This window comes from Sphingomonas cellulosilytica, from assembly GCF_052321755.1.
GTDB lineage: Bacteria > Pseudomonadota > Alphaproteobacteria > Sphingomonadales > Sphingomonadaceae > Sphingomonas.
Window position 1 is genome coordinate 130,706 of record NZ_JBQRTT010000005.1, and the last position, 20,210, is coordinate 150,915.

Annotated in this window: 19 protein-coding genes and 2 riboswitches; of the genes, 14 read left to right on the forward strand and 5 right to left on the reverse strand. The window is 69.7% G+C overall.

The window, feature by feature from the left end:
* Positions 1-32: 32 nt before the first annotated feature.
* A complete protein-coding gene (locus ACTZQ5_RS10115) occupies positions 33-512 on the reverse strand; it encodes an A24 family peptidase (protein ID WP_443585058.1) in 480 nt (159 codons plus the stop codon).
* 50 nt (positions 513-562) lie between these two features.
* Between ACTZQ5_RS10115 and ACTZQ5_RS10120 the strand changes: the two genes are divergently transcribed.
* The gene (locus tag ACTZQ5_RS10120; RefSeq protein ID WP_443585059.1) at positions 563-1,507 is read left to right on the forward strand and encodes an alpha/beta fold hydrolase; all 945 of its coding nucleotides are present in this window, start codon (positions 563-565) and stop codon (positions 1,505-1,507) included.
* Positions 1,504-2,598 (forward strand): NAD(P)/FAD-dependent oxidoreductase, encoded by a 1,095-nt coding sequence (locus ACTZQ5_RS10125; protein ID WP_443585060.1) that lies wholly within the window; start codon positions 1,504-1,506, stop codon positions 2,596-2,598. The genes ACTZQ5_RS10120 and ACTZQ5_RS10125 overlap by 4 nt, the downstream gene beginning before the upstream one ends.
* 158 nt (positions 2,599-2,756) lie before the next feature.
* Here ACTZQ5_RS10125 and rnhA read toward each other — a convergent pair whose 3' ends face one another.
* From rnhA to ispH, 3 genes are all read right to left on the reverse strand, one after another.
* Entirely contained in the window at positions 2,757-3,215 is a 459-nt protein-coding gene (gene rnhA / locus ACTZQ5_RS10130; RefSeq protein WP_443585061.1) for a ribonuclease HI, read from the reverse strand.
* Complete coding sequence (gene thrB / locus ACTZQ5_RS10135) at positions 3,212-4,165, reverse strand: homoserine kinase (protein WP_443585062.1); 954 nt, start codon at positions 4,163-4,165, stop codon at positions 3,212-3,214. The genes rnhA and thrB overlap by 4 nt, the downstream gene beginning before the upstream one ends.
* Before the next feature lie 85 nt (positions 4,166-4,250).
* Positions 4,251-5,222, reverse strand: coding sequence for a 4-hydroxy-3-methylbut-2-enyl diphosphate reductase (gene ispH, locus ACTZQ5_RS10140; protein ID WP_443585063.1), 972 nt, complete (start codon positions 5,220-5,222; stop codon positions 4,251-4,253).
* A 115-nt stretch (positions 5,223-5,337) separates the two neighbouring features.
* Between ispH and ACTZQ5_RS10145 the strand changes: the two genes are divergently transcribed.
* The 10 genes from ACTZQ5_RS10145 to proS all read left to right on the forward strand — a co-directional run bounded on the left by ACTZQ5_RS10145 (position 5,338) and on the right by proS (position 15,860).
* Entirely contained in the window at positions 5,338-5,973 is a 636-nt protein-coding gene (locus ACTZQ5_RS10145) for a hypothetical protein (protein ID WP_443585064.1), read from the forward strand.
* A 1-nt stretch (position 5,974) separates the two neighbouring features.
* Positions 5,975-6,295 (forward strand): hypothetical protein, encoded by a 321-nt coding sequence (locus tag ACTZQ5_RS10150; RefSeq protein WP_443585065.1) that lies wholly within the window; start codon positions 5,975-5,977, stop codon positions 6,293-6,295.
* Between the two features lie 24 nt (positions 6,296-6,319).
* On the forward strand, positions 6,320-6,628 hold the full coding sequence (locus ACTZQ5_RS10155; RefSeq protein WP_443585066.1) for a hypothetical protein: 309 nt from the start codon (positions 6,320-6,322) through the stop codon (positions 6,626-6,628).
* Between the two features lie 135 nt (positions 6,629-6,763).
* Positions 6,764-6,855, forward strand: a riboswitch (glycine riboswitch).
* Position 6,856: 1 nt separating this feature from the next.
* Positions 6,857-6,964: riboswitch (glycine riboswitch) on the forward strand.
* A 59-nt stretch (positions 6,965-7,023) separates the two neighbouring features.
* Positions 7,024-8,217: a glycine cleavage system aminomethyltransferase GcvT gene (gcvT, locus tag ACTZQ5_RS10160; RefSeq protein WP_443585067.1), complete on the forward strand. Its 1,194-nt coding sequence runs from the start codon at positions 7,024-7,026 to the stop codon at positions 8,215-8,217.
* Between the two features lies 1 nt (position 8,218).
* Complete coding sequence (gcvH, locus tag ACTZQ5_RS10165) at positions 8,219-8,590, forward strand: glycine cleavage system protein GcvH (protein WP_443585068.1); 372 nt, start codon at positions 8,219-8,221, stop codon at positions 8,588-8,590.
* Between the two features lie 125 nt (positions 8,591-8,715).
* Positions 8,716-10,074: an aminomethyl-transferring glycine dehydrogenase subunit GcvPA gene (gene gcvPA / locus ACTZQ5_RS10170; RefSeq protein ID WP_443585069.1), complete on the forward strand. Its 1,359-nt coding sequence runs from the start codon at positions 8,716-8,718 to the stop codon at positions 10,072-10,074.
* Positions 10,071-11,639 carry an aminomethyl-transferring glycine dehydrogenase subunit GcvPB gene (gcvPB, locus tag ACTZQ5_RS10175; RefSeq protein ID WP_443585070.1) on the forward strand — a complete coding sequence of 523 codons (1,569 nt, stop codon included), beginning with the start codon at positions 10,071-10,073 and terminating at the stop codon, positions 11,637-11,639. The genes gcvPA and gcvPB overlap by 4 nt, the downstream gene beginning before the upstream one ends.
* Before the next feature lie 81 nt (positions 11,640-11,720).
* Positions 11,721-12,263, forward strand: coding sequence for a CcdC protein domain-containing protein (locus tag ACTZQ5_RS10180; protein ID WP_443585071.1), 543 nt, complete (start codon positions 11,721-11,723; stop codon positions 12,261-12,263).
* Positions 12,264-12,336: 73 nt separating this feature from the next.
* Positions 12,337-14,298 carry a DUF3857 domain-containing transglutaminase family protein gene (locus ACTZQ5_RS10185; RefSeq protein ID WP_443585072.1) on the forward strand — a complete coding sequence of 654 codons (1,962 nt, stop codon included), beginning with the start codon at positions 12,337-12,339 and terminating at the stop codon, positions 14,296-14,298.
* Between the two features lie 32 nt (positions 14,299-14,330).
* Positions 14,331-15,860 carry a proline--tRNA ligase gene (proS, locus tag ACTZQ5_RS10190; RefSeq protein WP_443585073.1) on the forward strand — a complete coding sequence of 510 codons (1,530 nt, stop codon included), beginning with the start codon at positions 14,331-14,333 and terminating at the stop codon, positions 15,858-15,860.
* 580 nt (positions 15,861-16,440) lie between these two features.
* Here the strand turns inward: proS and trhO are convergent.
* A complete protein-coding gene (gene trhO / locus ACTZQ5_RS10195; protein WP_443585074.1) occupies positions 16,441-17,361 on the reverse strand; it encodes an oxygen-dependent tRNA uridine(34) hydroxylase TrhO in 921 nt (306 codons plus the stop codon).
* A gap of 62 nt (positions 17,362-17,423) precedes the next feature.
* Here trhO and ACTZQ5_RS10200 point away from each other — a divergent pair, with 62 nt between their 5' ends.
* The gene (locus tag ACTZQ5_RS10200; RefSeq protein ID WP_443585075.1) at positions 17,424-19,733 is read left to right on the forward strand and encodes a ribonuclease R family protein; all 2,310 of its coding nucleotides are present in this window, start codon (positions 17,424-17,426) and stop codon (positions 19,731-19,733) included.
* Positions 19,730-20,059: a hypothetical protein gene (locus ACTZQ5_RS10205; protein WP_443585076.1), complete on the forward strand. Its 330-nt coding sequence runs from the start codon at positions 19,730-19,732 to the stop codon at positions 20,057-20,059. The genes ACTZQ5_RS10200 and ACTZQ5_RS10205 overlap by 4 nt, the downstream gene beginning before the upstream one ends.
* The last annotated feature ends 151 nt before the right edge of the window (positions 20,060-20,210 follow it).

Sequence of the window (20,210 nt, forward strand, 5' to 3'; positions counted from 1 at the left end):
CCGGGACAAGCATTGAATCAGAGTGGTTAAGATCAGGTTTGTGACAAAGTCGGCGGCAGCAGCGCGGGCAGCGCGAGCAGCGCCGCGGCGGCGATGGCGACGCCATAGGGCACCTCCACCTCGCCGATCCGCCGCTGCCAGCGGTGTTCGAACATCAGCAGCAGCGTGATCGCGCCGCCCAGGATCGACATCACCATCAGCATCTCGACCAGCCGCCCCGGCGGCAGCCAGAGCGCGAGCGCGGCGATCATCTTGACGTCGCCGCCGCCCATCCAGCCGAGCGCGAAGGCACCGATGAAGACGGCGAAGGCGACGGCGGCGACGAGCAGCTGCACGCCGACCTCGCCCCAGCCGAGGCCGATCGCCCACCACCACAATGGCGCCAGCAGCGCGATCGCGGCATTCTTCGCATTGGCGATCTCTCGGCTGCGCACATCCTCGATCCCCGCTGCCAGCAGCAGCGCGGCGAGGACGCCGACCAGCGTCAGACTCACAAGATTGTCCCACCCCATCGGCGGAACAGGTAGACGCGATGGCTTAGGAAAACGTAACCATCGCAGGCATGACCCCGACGACGATCGACGCGACCCGCCTGCGCCGCGAGATGGCGGCCGATGCGCGGCTGTCGTGCTGGACGGCGCCCGACGGCTGGCGCCACCGCCGCTTCGACTGGGCGCATCCCGATCCCCGCGGCCGCATCCTGGTGCAGGGCGGGCGCGCCGACGTGATCGAAAAGTATCTGGAGACGATCGCGCACCTGCACGATCGCGGCTGGTCGGTGACCGCCTTCGACTGGCGCGGGCAGGGGGGATCGGGGCGCCTGTCCGCCGATCCGCGCGTCGGCCATGCGGCGAGCTTCGATCCCTGGGTCGCGGACCTCGGCGCCTTCTGGCGCGACTGGCGGGCGGAGGGGGACGGGGCCGCGATGCTGCTCGCCCATTCGATGGGCGGGCATCTCGCGCTGCGCGCGCTGCTCGACGGGGGCATCGACCCGCAGGCGGTGGTGCTGGTCGCGCCGATGATCGGCATCCGCTCGCCGGTCGGCGTCGGCGCGGGGATCCGCGTCGCGCGGCTGATGACGCGGATCGGCGATCCGGCACGCGCGGCATGGACGGTGCGCGACGACGCGAAATCCGCCGGGCACCGCCAGCAGCTGCTCACCCATTCGGTCGAGCGCTACGGCGACGAAGCCTTCTGGTATGCGCGCGATCCGGCGCTGCTGCTCGGGCCGCCGAGCTGGGCCTGGGTGCTGGAGGCGTTCGTCGCCTGCACGCGGTTGCAGGCCGATCCGCGACTCGCCACGCTGGCGACGCCGATCCTGATGCTGGTCGCCGAGGCGGACGGGCTGGTCGATGCCCAGGCGGCGCTGCGAGTCGCGGCGAAGCTGCCGGATGTGCAGCTGGAGCGATTCGGCGTCGAATCGGCGCATGAGATCCTGCGCGAGGACGATGCGGTACGGCTGCGCGCCTATCGCCTGATCGACGCCTTTCTGGAGGCGCATGGATGACCGCCGGCCCGACTTACGACGTCGCGATCGCCGGCGCGGGGATCGCCGGGGCCAGCCTCGCCGCCGCGCTGGTGCCGCACGCGCGCGTGCTGTTGCTCGAATCGGAGGATCAGCCGGGCTATCATGCCACCGGGCGTTCCGCGGCCTTCTGGTCCGAAACCTATGGCGGGCCGGGCATCCAGCCGCTGACCAGCGCATCGGAGGCGGCGTTGCGCGACGGCGGGTTCCTCGACCCGCTGGGCTCGCTGCATATCGGGCGGGCGGAGGATGCGGTGGCGGTGGAGGCGTTCCTCGCCGCATTCGAGGGGACGGCGGTGCCGCTGTCGCGGGTCGATCCGGCGGCGATGGTGCCGGGGCTGCGACCCGACTGGACGCTGGGCGTGTACGAGCCGAGCTGTGCCTATATCGACGTGGGGGCGCTCCACGCCTTCTACCTCGCCGCGGTGCGTCGGGGCGGCGGCTTGATCGCGACGCGCGCCGCCGTGGCGGCGGCGAGTCGCACAGGCGGCGTCTGGACGATCGAGACGCCGGCGGGGACGTATCGCGCGAGCGTGCTGGTCGATGCCGCGGGTGCCTGGGCGGATGCGGTGGCGGAACGCGTCGGCGCGGCGCCGCTCGGCATCCGTCCCTACCGCCGGACGATCGCGCAGATCCGCACCGATCCCGCGGCGCCCGCCACGCTGCCGCACGTCGCCGACATCGCCGGCCGCTTCTACTTCAAGCCCGAGGCGGGCGGGCGGCTGTGGCTCAGCCCGCACGACGAGACGCCGGTCGACCCCTGCGATGCCGCGCCCGAGGAGATGGACGTGGCGGTCGCCATCGACCGGTTCGAAGGGGTGGTCGACTGGCGGGTGACCGCCGTCGAGCGGCGCTGGGCGGGCCTGCGCAGTTTCGCGCCGGATCGGCTGCCGGTCTATGGCTTCGATGCCCGCGTGCCGGGCTTCTTCTGGTGCGCGGGGCAGGGCGGCTTCGGCATCCAGACCGCGCCGGCGGGGGCGGCGCTGGCGGCTAGCCTGCTGCTGGGCACCGCCGTGCCGTCGGGGTTGGAGCAGGTCGATCCGGAGCGCTACGCTCCGGGGCGGTTCGGTTAGCGCATCGCGCGGTAACCCGGCTTACCCTGTTTCCGTTTGCCCTGAGCTTGTCGAGGGGCATCGTGCCGCAAGCGGATCGCCCGTGGAAAGCCGCCCTTCGACAGGCTCAGGGCGAACGGTGCGGGGACGGCCCGGAGGCAGAAGAAAAGCGTGCCGGATCAGCTCGCCGGGCGACCCGCTGCGACGGCGGCGTCGCTGGCCAGTTTGTCGACGCGTTCATTGTCGGGGTGGCCGGCGTGGCCCTTCACCCACACCCATTCGATCTCGTGCTTCTGGGTTTCCGCGAACAGCGCCTGCCAGAGTTCGGCGTTCTTCACCGGCTTCTTGTCCGCGGTGCGCCAGCCGTTCTTGCGCCAGCCGTGGATCCAGCGGGTGAGGCCGTCCATCACATATTTGCTGTCGGTCGACAGGCGGATGCGGCACGGGCGGGTGAGGACGCGCAGCGCCTCGATCGCCGCGGTCAGCTCCATGCGGTTGTTGGTGGTCAGCGCCTCGCCGCCCGACAGTTCCTTCTCGTGCGCCCCGAAGCGGAGCAGCGCGCCCCAGCCGCCGGGGCCGGGATTGCCCTTGCACGCGCCGTCGGTGGCGATCTCGACCAGTTGCAGCGCTTCGGTCATGCGAAGGCCCCCGCATGCGCGTCGTACCAGTCGAGCCGGCGCAGATAGGCGAGCGGGTCCTTGCGGGTGACCAGCGCATCGGCCGGCGTGTTCAGCCAGTCCCAGGCGCGGGTGAGCAGGAAGCGGATGCAGGCGCCCTTCGCCAGCACGGGGAGGGCGGCGCGTTCCGCGTCGGAAAGGCCGAACGTCGCGTCGTAACCCGACACCAATGCCGGTCCGACGCCGGACAGGGGAGAGCCGGCGGGGTCGAAAGCCCAGGAGGTATGCATCACCGCGACGTCATAGGCGCGGATGTCGCGGCAGGCGAAGTAGAAATCGATGAGTCCGGTCACCTCTGCGCCGAGCATCAGCACATTGTCGGGAAACAGGTCGGCATGGATGACGCTGTGCGGCAGGTCGTGCGGCCAGGCCGCCTCGACGGCGGCAAGGGCACTGTCGATGCGGGCGAACAGGCCGGGGGCGACCGTATCGAGGTCGGCGCCGCAGCGCTCCAGCAGCGGGCGCCAGTCCGCCACCCCCAGGCTGTTGGCGCGCGTGCCCGCGAAATCGGCGGCGGCGGCGTGGAGCCGGCCGAGCGCGGCGCCCGCGGTCTGCGCCTGATCGGGCGTCGGCTGGGTCAGCGACACGCCGGTGAGGAAGCGGATCAGGCAGGCGGGCCGCCCCTCCAGCGTCTGGATCGCCACGCCGTCGCGATCCTTGACCGCGGGCGGTACCGGCAGGCCGCGCGTGGCGAGATGGTCGAGCAGGTCGAGGAAGAAGGGCAGGTCGCCGGCATCGACGCGCTTCTCGTACAGCGTCAGGATGAAGCGCGAGGCCGTGGTGTCGACGAGGTAGTTGCTGTTCTCCACCCCCTCGGCGATGCCCTTGGCGGAGACGAGATCGCCGACCCCGTCGTAGCGGCGAAGGAACGCGGCCAGTGCTTCCGCCGGAACCTGCGTGTAGACGGCCATCCTCTTCCCCCTCCCGCAGCGCCCGCCGCTGGATCATCGTCGCCCGCGTCATCCCCGGCCCCGCGGGGATGACGGGCCGGTTGCGTCAGGCCGCGGCGTCCAGGCCGCGCGGCAGCTTGAAGGCGATCGTCTCGCGCGTCGTCTCTTCCTCGCGCTCGGTGACGTCGAAGCGGGTGGAGAGCAGGTCGACCAGTTCGCGCACCAGCATTTCGGGAGCGGAGGCGCCGGCAGTGACGCCGAGCGTGCCGACGCCTTCCAGGAAGGTCCAGTCGAGGTCGGCGGCGCGCTGGATCAGCCGGGCGGGAACGCCCTCGCGCTCGGCCACTTCGACGAGGCGCACCGAATTGGAGGAATTGGGCGCGCCGATCACCAGCATGGCATCGCAGGCGCCGGCGATCGCCTTCACCGCCGCCTGGCGATTGGAGGTGGCATAGCAGATATCCTCGCCGCGCGGCGCCTGCATCTCCGGAAAGCGCCGTTGCAGCGCCGCGACCACCGCCGCCGTATCGTCCACCGACAGCGTCGTCTGGGTGAGGAAGGCGAGATTGGCGGGATCGACGGCCACGAAGGCCTCAGCATCCGCCACCGTCTCGATCAGCGACATGGCGCCCGGCGGCACCTGGCCGAAGGTGCCGACGACTTCGGGGTGGCCGGCATGGCCGATGAAGATGATGTGGCGGCCGGCGGCGACCAGCCGTTCGGCCTGGCGATGCACCTTGGAGACGAGCGGGCAGGTCGCGTCGAGATAGTCGAGGCCGCGATCCTGCGCCGCGGCGGGCACCGATTTCGGCACGCCGTGCGCCGAGAACACGACCGGCGCCCCGTCGGGCACCTGGTCCAGCTCCTCGACGAACACCGCGCCCTTCGCCTTCAGCGTATCGACGACGAACTTGTTGTGGACGATCTCGTGCCGAACGTAGACGGGCGCGCCGTGCTTTTCGATCGCGAGTTCGACAATGCGGATCGCGCGGTCGACGCCGGCGCAAAAGCCGCGCGGCGCGGCGATCAGCAGGTCGAGGGGCAGCTTGTCCGCGTGCGGATCGGGAAGGGATGCCATGGCTGGGCGCTCTACGCGATTGCTTGCGTGTGCGAAAGGCGGTTCCTATGGTGCGCGCCGCACCGCCGGCTTGCCCGCGCGAGGCTTGGCCCGTTCGACAAAGGTACGCGTTCCCGTGAAAACCCCGCTTCTCGGCCTGTCCGCCCTTGCGCTCCTCGTCTCCGGATGCGCCGGCAAGGGGGAGATCGTGGAAGGCGGCATCACCGCCGTGCGCTCCGCCTGCCCGACTGTGGGCGTCGCCGCGGGCACCGGCGACATCACGTTGTTCGACCCCGCGACCAGCCGCGATGCGAGCGCGATCGACGTGGTCGCCAACATGACGCACGTGCGCGGCACCTGCAGCGACGCCGGCGACCAGATCGCCACCACCATCACCTTCGACGTCGATGCCCGCCGCACCCGTACGGACGGCCCGCGCGACGTGGTGCTGCCCTATTACATCGCGATCGTGCGTGGCGGCAGCGCGGTGGCCGCGAAGCGCACCGGCCAGATCGCCATCCACTTCGATGCCGGCCAGGCGCGCGCGCAGGCGAGCGGCAGCGCCTCGACGCAGATCGCCCGCAGCGCGGCGACGCTGCCCGACGAGGTGCGCCAGGAACTCACCAAGAAGCGCAAGGCCGGCGACGAGGATGCCGCCACCGACCCGCTGTCGCGGCCCGAAATCCGCCGCGCCGTGCTTAGCGCGACGTTCGAGGCGCTGGTGGGCTTCCAGCTGACCGACGACCAGCTGAAGTATAACGCGCAGCGCTGAGATGCCGGATGACGTGGCGGCGAGGCGTGCGGCCTACGTCGCCGCGGTCCGCCGGCTGCGCGACGAGGTGGACCCGCTGCGTGACGCCGGCTGGTCGGAAGAGGCGATCGCCCGTCATTGCGTCGCGCGGCGCAATATGGTGAAGCAGGCGGCGCGGGCCGATGATCCCGCCGACGTGGTCGCCATGATGGCGGCTCGCAACCTGCGTAAATATGGTGATCCGGTCGGGCCGGGCGCCGACTGGTTCTTCGCGAGATACGGCAGCTGGGGCGCGGTGATCGAGGCGGCGTTTCGCACCGCCGACTTGAGTCAGGGCCTGTAAAGGGCCATAGTCGGCGACGGGACCATGGAACTGCTGTCGCTTCCTGATGCTCGTCTGAGCCTTGAGTTCACCGCGGAGGAAATGCCGTCGGTGATGTGGGGCTTGCGATCGGCTGCCCGCCGGTTCGGCTGGCCGGTGCGTTTGACGACCAAACAGGCAACGACACACCAGGACGTGCGCATCGGCCGCGCGCGCTTCATCCTGATGACCGACGATGGCGATCCTGCATTGCTGTCCACGTCCGGCGAAGGTGATGCGTTGCTGCGCGGCGTCATGGCAGCGCATGAGCCACCGGGTGCCGACGATCTGCCGAAGCGTAACGCAGGGCGCTGAGCGCGACCTGCCGCATTCCAGGTGTGTTATCGCCTCGCATGCCTGGACGACGGAACAGCGACCTGTCTGCTTTCCCGATTGACTAACCCCGCCGCCCCGGCCAGAGCCCGCTGTGTCGATGCCGGTTCGCCGGCATGGGCGCGCGCGGGAGAGAGCCTCTGGTGAAGGGGGCCGCCGAAGGAGCAACCACCCCGGAATCTCTCAGGCAAACGGACCGCGCGCCGCCTCACTCGACACTCTGGAAAGCGCCCCTTCGAGGGGCCACCGAAGGGGTAAGTCCGGCACCACCAGCAAGCCGGGTGAAAGCTCTCAGGTCACCGTGACAGAGGGGGTTCGACGGATCGGATGCGGCGCTGCGCCGTTGCTCGATCCCGTGCCTTGCTTGGAGACGGTTGATGAGCGATTCGCTGCCAGAGATGTTGCCCGACCCGCTCGATGGCGTGGATGAGGGCGACGAACCCGCGATCCAGCTGCTCCCGCTCGACGCCTGGCACCGCGCCCGCGGTGGCCGGATGGTGCCGTTCGCCGGTTACGAGATGCCCGTCCAGTATGAAGGCATCATGGCCGAGCATCTGTGGACGCGCGAGCATGCCGGGCTGTTCGACGTCAGTCACATGGGGCAGGTGGGCTTCACCGGAGACGGCGTCGCCAAGGCGCTGGAGGCTGTGCTGCCGGGCGATATCGCCGGCCTCGGCGCCGCCAGGATCCGCTATTCGCTGCTGCTGAACGACGAAGGCGGCATCCTCGACGACCTGATGGTGACGACGCTGCCGGCGGAAGGCGCGCATCCCTTCGGCGAGGCGAGCCATTATGTCGTCGTCAACGGCGCGACCAAGTACGACGATCTCGCCTATCTGCTCGACGTGCTGCCCGACGATATCACCATGAACCTGATGGAAGACCAGGCGCTGCTCGCGGTGCAGGGGCCGCAGGCGGTCGCGGCGGTGGCGCGGCTGGTGCCGGGTGTCGACCAGCTGGTGTTCATGACCGCGGGCGCGTTCGCCTGGAACGGCCATGAACTGTGGATCAGCCGGTCGGGCTACACCGGCGAGGACGGCGTCGAGATTTCGATTCCCGCCGAAGCCGCCGAAGGTTTTGCCGATGCGCTGTGCGCCGAGCCCGAGGTGAAGCCGATCGGCCTCGGTGCGCGCGATTCGCTGCGGCTGGAAGCAGGGCTGCCGCTCTACGGCCACGACCTCGATCCCGAGACGACGCCGGTGATGGCCGACCTCGGCTTCGCCTTGTCGAAGCGGCGGCGCGAGGCGGGCGATTTCGCCGGTGCGGCCCGCATCCTCGCCGAGCGCGAGGGCGGCGCGGCGGTGAAGCGCGTCGGCCTGTCGGTCGCCGGGCGCCAGCCGGTGCGCGAGGGCGCGAGCGTCGTCGATGCCGACGGCGCGGTGATCGGCCGCGTCACCAGCGGCGGCTTCGCCCCCAGCGTCGGTGCGCCGATCGCCATGGCCTATGTTCCCGCCGAACTGGCCGCGCCCGGCACGCCGCTGCGCCTCGTCCAGCGCGGCAAGATCCACGAGGCAACGGTCGCGCCGATGCCCTTCGTTCCCCATCGCTACGTTCGTGCAGGAGGCAAGTGAGATGAGCCGTTACTTCACCGAGGATCACGAATGGGTCGACGTCGATGGCGACATCGGCACGGTCGGCATCTCCGATTACGCGCAAGGGCAGCTCGGCGACATCGTGTTCGTCGACGTGCCGGAGGACGGCAAGAGCCTGGCCAAGGGCGACGAGGCCGCAGTGGTCGAATCGGTCAAGGCGGCGTCGGACGTCTATGCGCCGGTGTCGGGCAACGTGCTGGAAGGCAACACCGCGCTCGCCGACGAGCCGGGGCTGGTGAACACCGATCCCGAGGGCGAGGGCTGGTTCTTCAAGATCACGCTCAGCGATGCCTCGGAACTGGATTCGCTGATGGACGAGACCGCCTACGAGGCGTTCGTCGCGAAGCTTTGATGTAACTTGGAGCCCCTCCCCTTCAGGGGAGGGGTTGGGGTGGGGGCTGTCCGCGGGCGCTGGTTTCGGTGAGACGTCCCCCACCCCTTGCCCCTCCCCTGAAGGGGAGGGGTTGGGAGTAGAAAATGCGCTACCTGCCGCTTACCCAGCCTGATCGTCAGGCGATGCTGTCGGTCATCGGGGCCGGATCGATCGACGACCTGTTCGTCGACGTGCCTGAGGCCGCCCGCCTGTCCGGGCCTGTCGAAGGCCTCGCCAACCACGCCTCCGAACTGGCGGTGGAGCGGCACATGACGGCGCTCGCCCGCAAGAACACCGTGGCGGGAGAGGTGCCGTTCTTCCTCGGCGCGGGCGCGTACCGGCATCATGTGCCCGCCAGCGTCGACCACCTGATCCAGCGCGGCGAGTTCCTGACCGCCTATACGCCGTATCAGCCCGAGATCGCGCAGGGCACGTTGCAGATGCTGTTCGAGTTCCAGACGCAGGTCGCGCGCCTGCTCGGCACGGACGTGGCCAATGCCTCGATGTACGACGGCTCGACCGCCTGCTGGGAGGCGATCGGCATGGCGCGGCGGATTACCCGCAAGTCGAAGGCGATCCTGTCGGGCGGGCTGCATCCGCATTACGTCAGCGTCGCCCGGACGATGGCCAAATATACCGGCGACACGCTGGAAACATCGACGCCGGCGTTGACGGCGGAGACGGACATCGATGCGCTGATCGCCGGGATCGACGCCGACACGTCGTGCGTGGTGGTGCAATATCCCGACATCCTCGGCCGCATCGCCGACCTCCAGCCGCTCGCCGATGCCTGCCACGCCAGGAAGGCGCTGCTGATCGCCGTCGTCACCGAGCCGGTCGCGCTGGGCGCGATCCGCGCGCCGGGCGAGATGGACGCCGATATCGTCGTCGGCGAAGGCCAGTCGCTGGGCGTCGGGCTCCAGTTCGGCGGCCCCTATGTCGGGCTGTTCGGCTGCAAGGACAAATACGTCCGCCAGATGCCGGGGCGCCTGTGCGGCGAGACGGTGGACGCGGACGGGCGTCGCGGCTTCGTGCTGACGCTGTCGACGCGCGAGCAGCATATCCGCCGTGAAAAGGCGACCAGCAACATCTGCACCAATTCGGGGCTGTGCGCGCTCGCCTTCTCGATCCACATGACGCTGCTGGGCGAAAAGGGGTTGCGGCGGCTTGCCGGGATCAACCATGCCGGTGCCTGCCGTGCGGCCGATCGGCTCGCCAGGGTGCCGGGCGTCGAGCTGGTCACGCACACCTTCTTCAACGAATTCACGCTGAAGCTGCCCAAGGAGGCGCGCCCGGTCGTACGGACGCTCGCCGATCGCGGCATCCTGGCCGGCGTGTCGCTCGGGCGGCTCTATCCGGGCGAGGCGGACCTCGCCAACGGACTGATCGTCGCGGTGACCGAGACGACCAGCGCGGAGGATGTCGAAACCCTTGCCGCCGCACTCGAGGAGGTCCTGGCATGAGCATCAACCAGAGCGGCTGGCGCCCCGAAATGACCGCGCGCAGCGGTGAGACGGCCGCGACCTTCACCGGCAATCGGGCACTGATGCTGGAGGAAGCGCTGATCTTCGAGATCGGCGACACCGAGACGACCGGCGTCGACTTCGCCGAGGGCGACGTCGCCGGATCGCGGCTGGGGGACCTCGGCCGCAAGGCGCCGATCGGCCTGCCCGGCCTCGCCGAGCCGGAGGCGGTGCGGCACTATACGCGCCTCAGCCGCCAGAATTATGCCATCGACCTCGGGCTGTTCCCGCTCGGTTCGTGCACGATGAAGCACAATCCGCGCCTGAACGAGAAGATGGCGCGGCTGCCCGGCTTCGCCGACGTGCACCCGTTGCAGCCGGTCGATACGGTGCAGGGCGCGCTGGAGGTGATCCACCAGCTCAGCCACTGGCTGGTGACGCTGACCGGCATGACCAGCGTCGCGATGAGCCCCAAGGCGGGCGCGCATGGCGAGCTGTGCGGCATCCTCGCGATCAAGGCGGCGCTGGAAGCGCGCGGCGAGGGGCATCGCAAGGTCATCCTCGTTCCCGAATCGGCGCATGGCACCAACCCCGCCACCGCCGCCTTCGCCGGCTTTGCGGTAGAGGACATCCCGGCGACGGCGGACGGCCGCGTCGACACGGCGGCGCTGATCGCGCGGCTGGGGCCGGACGTCGCGGGCGTGATGATCACCAATCCCAACACCTGCGGCCTGTTCGAGCGCGATCTCAGGACGATCTCCGACGCGGTGCATGACGCGGGCGGCTACGTCTATTGCGACGGCGCCAACTTCAACGCGATCGTCGGCCGGGTGCGGCCGGGCGACCTCGGCGTCGATGCGATGCACATCAACCTCCACAAGACCTTTTCGACGCCGCACGGCGGCGGCGGGCCGGGTTCGGGGCCGGTGGTGTTTTCCGAAGCGCTCACCCCGTTCGCGCCGCTGCCCTTCGTCGAGCGGCAGGGCGAGCAGTTCGTGCTGGTGGAAGAGGAAACGGCGGGCGAGCATCACGCCGGCAGCTTCGGCCGCATGGTCGCCTTCCATGGCCAGATGGGCATGTTCACACGCGCGCTGACCTATATCCTCAGCCACGGCGCCGACGGCCTGAAACAGGTCGCCGAGGATGCGGTGCTGAACGCCAATTACGTGCTGCGCAGCCTGGAAGGCACGCTTGACGCACCGTTCGCGGGCGCGGGGCCGTGCATGCACGAGGCGATCTTCTCCGACGCCAACCTTGCCGAGGGTTTCTCGACGCTGGATATCGCCAAGGGGCTGATCGACGAGGGTTTCCACCCGATGACGGTCTATTTCCCGCTGGTCGTCCACGGCGCGATGCTGGTCGAGCCGACGGAAACCGAATCCAAGGCGGCGCTCGACCAGTTCATCGGCGCGCTGCGCCACGTCGCGGAACGGGCGAAGGCAGGCGATGCGGCGCTGAAATCGGCCCCCCATTTCGCGCCGCGCGCACGGCTCGACGAGACGCAGGCGGCACGCAAGCCGGTGCTGGTGTGGAAGGAGCGGCCGCTGGCCGAGGCCGCCGAGTAACGGCAGGGCGCCTGCTGGCAGGCGTTGCCGAAAGCGTATAACCTCCTGCCGCTAACGGGGTGACGGCAGGGGGATACGCACATGCACACGCAGCAACCGGGCGGGTGGATCAGCTATGCGATCCCGTTCGTCGTCATCGCGATCGTCATGGCGCTGCGCTGGCGGCGGATGAGCCGGGTGCGGCCGTTGAAGCTCGAACGGCTGTGGATCCTGCCGGCGGTCTATGCGGTGGTGATCGGTTTCACCTTTGCCGCGCACCCGCCGCAGGGGCTCGGCTGGCTGTTCTGCCTGGGTGCGCTCGGCCTTGGGGCGGCGCTGGGCTGGCAGCGGGGCAAGATGATGCGGATCACGCTCGATCCCGAAACGCATACGCTCGGGCAGACGTCGTCGCCCGCCGCGCTCCTCTTCATCGTCGTGCTGATCGTGGTGCGCAGCGGCGCGCGCGAGGCGGTGACGCTCGGCGGACCGGCGGGGCTCGATCCGATGGCGATCACCGACGTGCTGATGGCGCTGGCGCTCGGCCTGTTCACCGCGCAACGCGTCGAGATGTACCTGCGCGGCAAGCGGATGCTGGCGGGGGCATCACGACATGCTCCAAATCCGACTCATGTCAGCGGCCTGTAAGCTGCGCGCGCCATGACGGGTGCCGGTGCCGGGCCCGGATCGTGGGATGATGCGGGCGGCGAAAAGGGTCGGGATGAAGCCACGGTCGTTGTTCGCGGTGATGGTCGGTCTGACGTTCGCGGGGCAGGGCAATGCCGCCGCACAGGCAGGACAGGCCGTCCCGATCGCTCCGCCAGCGGCCTGGGTCAGCCGGGTGTCCATCCCGGCGCATGGCGATGCGCCCGCGGCGCTGGGCGCGCGGTGGCTGCTGCGCGACAGCCAAGTCCGCTTCGATCCGGACGGCGCCACGGTCGCCTATTGGAACGACGCCATGGAGGTCCTGTCCTCCGATGGTCTGGCGAAGGCGGCGAACGTAACGCTGCCGTGGAATCCAGAACTCGACCAGCTGACCGTTCACCACCTCCACATCCTGCGCGGCGGCAAGGTGATCGACGTGTTGAAGGACCAGCAGTTCACCGTGCTGCATCGCGAAACCGACCTGGAGCGCGCCTCGCTCGACGGCCGGTTGACCGCCACGTTGCAGATCGCGGGATTGCAGGTAGGCGATATCGTCGACCTCGCGGCGACGCAGCGCCATCGTGACCCTGCCCTCGACGGCCATCACGAACGCTGGGCGAACTTCGTTGCCGGTGCGCTCCAGTCGCGCCTCACGGCGCAATGGGGCCATAGCGACGCGATCACTTGGCACGTGTTGAACGGCCTGCCGATGCCAGAGGTCGCGAAGGGCGCGACGACCACGCTGTCGCTGGATGTGGCCGGGCTGCGGACACCGGTGCTGCCCAAGGGCGCGCCGCCGCGCTTCCGCGAGGCGGACGAGGTGCAATTCTCCGACTGGCGCGACTGGGCGCAAGTGTCCGGTGTGATGGCGCCGCTATATGCGAAGGCGGCGACGCTCTCGCCCGACAGCCCCCTCGCGGCGGAGGCGGCGAAGATCGCGGCGCAGACGCGCGATCCGGTGTCGCGGGCGGAGGCGGCGCTGGCGCTGGTGCAGGACCAGGTGCGCTACCTGTTCGTCGGGCTGAACGATGGCGGCTATGTTCCGGCCGCCGCGGACGAAACCTGGCGCCGTCGTTATGGCGATTGCAAGGGCAAGACGGTGCTGCTGCTGTCGATGCTCCATGCGCTCGGCATCCAGGCGCAGCCGGTGCTGGTCAACGCCAGCGGCCTCGGTGACACGATCCCCGGCAGGCTGCCCGGTGCCGGCGCATTCAACCACGTGCTGGTCCGCGCGACGATCGGCGGGCGCGATTACTGGCTGGACGGTACGCGCAAGGGGGACCGCCATCTGGCGGCGATCCGCACGCCCGCCTTCCGCTGGGGGCTGCCGGTGCAGGCCAGCGGCGCGGCGCTGGTGCCGATGATGCCGCCGCCCGCCGAACAGCCGTTTATCGCGACCGTGCTGCGGCTGGATGCGTCGGCCGGGCTGGACAAGCCGGTGCCGGTGCATGGCGAGCTTACCTTTCGCGGCGACGCCGCCACCACGCTCAACCGGCAATTCGGCGAACTGTCGTCCGATGTCCGCGAGCGATCGCTGCGCGAGACATGGCGCAAGAGTTACCCGTATATCACGCCGACTACGGTGTCCGCCCGGTTCGATCCCGCTGCGGGTGTCGAGACGCTGTCGGTCGACGGGGTCGCGGCGCTCGACTGGCAGGACGGCGCGCTGGAACTGAACGGGATGCAACTGGGCGCGGCAGTCGACTGGACGCGCGAGCCGGGTCCCAATGCCGACGCGCCCTATGCCGTCGCCTTTCCGGCCTATGTCGCGCACAACGAGATCATCGTGCTGCCCGATCATGGTCGGGGCATTACGCTCGATCCGTTGCCGGTCGACCGGACGATCGCCGCCACGGCGATGCATCGCGAAGGCGGCATCGTCGACGGCGTCGCCACCGTGGCGGTCAGCCAGCGGACGCTCGCACCCGAGTTTCCGGCTGCGGCGGCGGCATCCAGCGAAGATGCATTGCGCAAGCTGACGCACGAGCATGTCTACCTGCGCAGGGCGGCGGCCTCCTCGCCGCAACGTGCGGGGTGACGGGGAAGGGATTAGCCGATATTCGCCGCGCCATGAAGCACGCTCTTTCCGTCACCCGCGAGGCCGATTTCGCCGCCTGGTATCAATCCGTCATCACCGAGGCCGACCTCGCCGAGGAATCGGGCGTGCGCGGCTGCATGGTCATCCGGCCATGGGGCTACGGCATCTGGGAGCGGATCCAGCGGCTGCTCGACGACCGGATCAAGGCGACGGGGCATGAGAATTGCTATTTCCCGCTGTTCATCCCCTTGTCCTATTTCGAAAAGGAGGCGGAGCATGTCGAGGGCTTCGCCAAGGAGATGGCGGTCGTCACCCATCACCGGCTGATCCCGGACGGGCATGGCGGCCTGAAGCCCGATCCCGCCGCGAAGCTGGAGGAGCCGCTGGTGGTGCGGCCGACGTCGGAGACGGTGATCGGCACCGCCTTCGCCCGCTGGGTGCAATCGTGGCGTGACCTGCCCGTGCTCATCAACCAATGGGCCAACGTGGTCCGCTGGGAGATGCGGACGCGCATGTTCCTGCGCACCAGCGAGTTCCTGTGGCAGGAGGGGCATACCGCGCACGCCACCGCCGACGAGGCGCGTGAGGAGACGCAGCGGATGCTGGAGGTGTATCGCAGCTTCGCCGAGGATTGCCTCGCGCTGCCGGTCGTCGCCGGCGAGAAGCCCGAGAACGAGCGCTTCCCGGGCGCGGTCGCGACCTACAGCATCGAGGCGATGATGCAGGACGGCAAGGCGCTGCAGGCGGGCACCAGCCATTTCCTCGGCACCAATTTCGCGCACGCGCAGAACATCCGCTTCCAGAATGCCAGCGGCGAGCTGGAACTCGCCAACACGACGAGCTGGGGCGTTTCGACCCGCATGATCGGCGGCGTCATCATGGTGCATGGCGATGACGACGGCCTGCGCGTGCCGCCGCGGATCGCGCCGTGGCAGATCGTGATCGTGCCGATGCTGCGCGACCAGCCCGAGGACGAGGCGCTGATCGCTTATGCCAAGGATATCCAGTCGAACCTCGCCGGGCTGACGGCGCTGGGCGAGCCGGTGCGCGCGTTGCTCGACCTCAAGCCTGCCAAGGCGGCGACCAAGCGCTGGGGCTGGGTGAAGAAGGGCGCGCCGATCGTCATCGAGATCGGCGGGCGCGACATGGCGGGCGGCAACGTGTCGGTGATCCGCCGCGACCGGCTGTACCGCGCGGACGGCAAGCTGGATGCGCAGGTGATGCCGCGCGGCGACTTCGAGGCGGACGCGCCGGCATTGCTCGCCGCGATCCAGCAGGCGCTGCACGAGCAGGCGACCGAACGGCTGAAGGCGAACATCGTGGCCGCGGCGGACTTCGCGGCGGTGGAGGCGCATTTTGCGGAAGGGGTGAAGAACCCCGGCTGGGTCGAGGTGCAATGGTCGCGCCCGACCGGCGCGGCACTGGACGCGGTGGTGGAGCGGTTGAAGGCGCTCAAGCTGACGATCCGCAACGCGCCCGGCGATCAGGCACCGGCGGACGGGGCATGCGTGTTCACCGGCGCGCCCGCGGTGGAGCGCGTGCTGCTGGCGCGCGCCTATTGACGGAGCGGGCCGTCGCGCGCTCACCCTCACCCTTCCGCGCCTGCGGCGCTCCCTCCCTCCTCCGATGGGAGAGGGAAGAGACGGCGATAGGGTGAGGATGGGGGCGGGGCGGTCCGTCTCGCTTCGGCGTTTTGGTTCACGCGGAGGCGCGGAGGCGCGGAGGCGCGGAGGCGCGGAGATATGTCGTGCGCGGCAGCGCACCTGATAATCGCACCCGTGTGAAGATGAGCGCCGCTGCCGCGGCAAGCGCGACACCTCCGCGCCTCCGCGCCTCCGCGTGAACCTCTCTTCTTCGCGTCTTCGCGTGGAATCAAATGCAGCCACACTCACCCTTTCGACGGCCTCGCCGTCTCTTCCCTCTCCCGATGGGAGAGGGAGGGAGGCGCGTAGCGCCGGAAGGGTGAGGGCAGGCGCAGGACGGTTCGTGATTCTGGGCGTTTGGTTCACGCGGAGGCGCGGAGGCGCGGAGGTGTCGCGCTTGCCGCGGTAGCGGCGCTCATCTTCAACGGTTGGATAATCAGGTGCGCTGCCGCGCAGGGCATGCCTTCGCGTCTTCGCGTGGAATCAAAGGCAGCCAGGCTTACGCCTCATACCGCCGCCCGACATGCGCCTCGCCGCGCGCTTCGGCGAGCAGCGCCTGGCGGTGGCGTTCGGCGTAGCGCGCTCGGTCCGCGGCATCGCGCGTCGCGTGGCAGCGCGGGCAGCCGACGCCGTCCTCGTACAGCGGCGAGGCGCGGTCTTCGGGGGACACGGGCATGCGGCATGCCCGGCACAGGCCATGCGTCCCCTCCGCCAGGCCATGGCCGACGGCGACGCGTTCGTCGAAGACGAAGCATTCGCCCTGCCACGCGCTTCGCTCCGCCGGCACCTCCTCCAGGTAGCGCAGGATGCCGCCTTTCAGGTGGAAGACGTCCTCTACCCCTTCCGCCTTGAGGAAGGCGGTGGCCTTTTCGCAGCGGATGCCGCCGGTGCAGAACATCGCGACGCGCGCCTTGCCGGCGAGCAGCGTCTCGCGATGCGCGCGGAACCAGGCGGGGAAGTCGCGGAAGCTCTGCGTTGCCGGGTCGATCGCGCCGGCGAAGGTGCCGACGCCGACCTCGTAATCGTTGCGCGTGTCGATCAGCACCGTGTCCGGATCGGCGATCAGCGCGTTCCAGTCGGCGGGTTCGACATAGGTGCCGGTGTCGGTCGGATCGAGGCCGGGTTCGCCCATCGTCACGATCTCGCGCTTCAGCCGCACCTTGGTGCGGTGGAAGGGCATGGCCTCGGCGGCGGCGTATTTCACCTCCAGCGCGGCGCAGCCGGGCAGGGCGCGGATATGCGCGAGCACCGCCGCGATCCCCTCGGCCGGGCCGGCGATGGTGCCGTTGATGCCCTCGGCCGCGAGCAGCAGAGTGCCGCGCACCCCTTCCGCCTCGCACATCGCCAGCAGCGGCGCGCGCAGGGCGTCCGGGTCGGCGAAGCGGGTGAAATGATAGAGCGCGGCGATGGTGACGGACATGCGCCGCCCTTAGCCGGAAACAATCCGATGACGAAGGCTGCTTCGCCCCCTATCTCTCACCCGTGGCAAAGAAAACCAGACCCGGCCTGCCGACGCAGGCGCAGATCCTCGACTTCATCGAGCGTTCCGAAGTGCCTGCCGGCAAGCGCGAGATCGCCAAGGCGTTCGGCCTGACCGCGCAGGAGAAGATCGCGCTGAAGGCGCTGCTCAAGGACATGGCGGACGAGGGGCTGATCGACAGCGCGCCCGGCCGCGCCTTTCACAAGATGGGCGGCCTGCCCAAGGTGACGGTGCTGCGCATCGCCGCGGTCGACGACGGCGGCACGGTGTGGGCGGTGCCCGATCGCTGGGAGGCGGAGACGCCCGCGCCGCGACTGCGGGTGCGCGAGCGCAAGCGGGGCGCGCTCGGCATCGGCGAGCGCATCCTCGCGCGCACCGAAGAGGCGGGCAACGGCTGGATCGCGCACCCGATGAAGGTGCTGGCCAAAGCGTCCGAACAGGTGCTCGGCGTGTTGCGGCAGGAAGGCGCCGTCGGTGGGGAGGGGCGCTTCTGGCTGACCGGCGTCGAGAAAAAGGACCGGCGGGAGTTCCCCGTGTCCGACACGGGCGGGGCCGAGGCGGGCGATCTGGTGATGGCCGAGATGACCGGGCGGCCGCCGCGGATCAGCGTGCGCGTGGTGCAGCGGCTGGGCGATCCGTTCGCGCCGCGGAGCTTTTCGCTGATCGCGATCCACAAGCTCGGCATTCCCGATGTGTTTTCGGGTGACACGCTCGACGAGGCGGAGCGGATGGCCGAGACGCCGCTGGGCGATGATCGCGAGGACCTGACGCACCTGCCGATCGTCGCGATCGATCCCGCCGATGCGCGCGATCACGACGATGCCGTCTGGGCCGCGCCGCACGAGGACGGCGGCTGGCAGGCGGTGGTCGCGATCGCGGATGTCAGTTTCTACGTGCGTCCCGGCTCGGAGCTCGACCGCGAGGCGCGGCGGCGGGGCAATTCGGTATATTTCCCCGACCGCGTCGTGCCGATGCTGCCCGAGGTGCTGTCTGCCGAGGTCTGCTCGCTGAAGGAGGGCGAGGATCGCGCGGCGCTTGCCTGCCACCTGCGCATTTCGAGCGCGGGCAAGCTCGAAAGCTGGCGCTTCACCCGCGCGCGCGTGCGGATCGCGGCGAACCTGGCGTATGAAGAGGCGCAGGCGATCATCGATGGAAAGCCCCTCCCCTTCAGGAGAGGGGTCGGGGGTGGGGAAGGTCTCACCGAGACCACCGCTCGCGTCCCCCACCCCAACCCCTCCCCTGAAGGGGAGGGGCTTGATACAACCCTCCGTCACCTTTGGGACTGCTGGCGCGCGCTCGCCAAGGCGCGCGACGCGCGCGAGCCGCTGGACCTCGACCTGCCCGAACGGCGCGTGGTGCTGGACGAGAAGGGGCGGATCATGTCGGTCGCCCCGCGCGAGCGGCTCGATGCGCACCGGCTGATCGAGGATTACATGATCGCCGCCAATGTCGCCGCCGCCAAGGCGCTGGAAGCGAAGAAGGCGCCGGTGATGTATCGCGTCCACGAACCGCCGAGCCGCGAGAAGCTGGTCGCGCTGAAGGATTATCTGGAGACGTTCGGCGTGCCCTTCGCGCTGGGGCAGGTGATCCGCCCGGCGACGTTCAACCATGTGCTGGAGCGGGTAGGGGATGCCGATTTCCGCCCGCAGGTGATGGAGCAGGTGCTGCGCACGCAGACGCAGGCCTATTACGCGCCCGCCAACCAGGGGCATTTCGGCCTCTCCCTCGGCTCCTATGCGCATTTCACCTCGCCGATCCGGCGCTACGCCGACCTCGTCGTCCATCGCGCGCTGGTCGGCGCGTACCGGCTGGGGGCGGGCGAATTGTCGGCGGCGGATGCGGCGGCGATGGAGCAGATCGGCGAATCGATCAGCGGCCTCGAACGCCGGGCGATGGAGGCGGAGCGGGACACGATCGATCGCTATGTCGCGGCGTTCCTGTCGGAAAAGGTCGGAGAGACGGTGTCGGCGCGGATCACCGGCGTGCAGAACTACGGCTTCTTCGCCACCGTCGAGGGGATCGGCGGCGATGGCCTGATGTCCGTCCGCGACCTCGGCGGCGAATATTTCCGCTTCGATGAGGCGGCGCGCGAACTGGTCGGCGAGCAGAGCGGCGACACCTATGCGCTGGGGCAGCGACTCGACCTGAGGCTGGCGGAGGCCAATCCGGTGTCGGGCGCGCTGCGCTTCGAACTGCCCGGTGGCAAGGGCGCGGCGCCGGGGCCACGGCATGTCGGCAAGGTCCGCAAGGATCGCGTGCGGCCCCCGCGCGGCCGGCCGGCGAACATCCGCCACCAGGGGCGGCGGCGGTGAGCGGGCGGCTGACCCGCGTCGAACCCAAGGGGACGGTGCGGGAACGCTACCTCGTCCACGGCACGATCGCGCCGCGCTTCGTCGAGGCGCATGCGGTGACCGCGTCGGATGCCATGCCCTTCACGCCGGCGGATGCCCGCGAGGCGAAGGCGTTCGCGGCGATGGTGGCGGACGGGTCGATCCGGATGGGTGCGCCGGGGCGGTTCTGGTTCGACATGGAGGCCTATGAAGCCGCGGCGGCGGCGCGCCGGGCGAAGCGGGTGCCGGTGCTGCTGATCGTCGCGCTGCTGGTCGCCGCCGTGGCGGTGGCCTTCTATCGGCTGTGAACATCCTCCCCTGCCTTTGCAGGGGAGGTGGCACGCCGAAGGCGTGACGGAGCGGCGGCCGTAAGGCCGTTGCGCAGGCCGGGGGAACCGCCTGCGGCGGCCCCTCCACCATTGGGCTGTGCCGAACGGTCCCCCTCCCCCGCAAATCCGG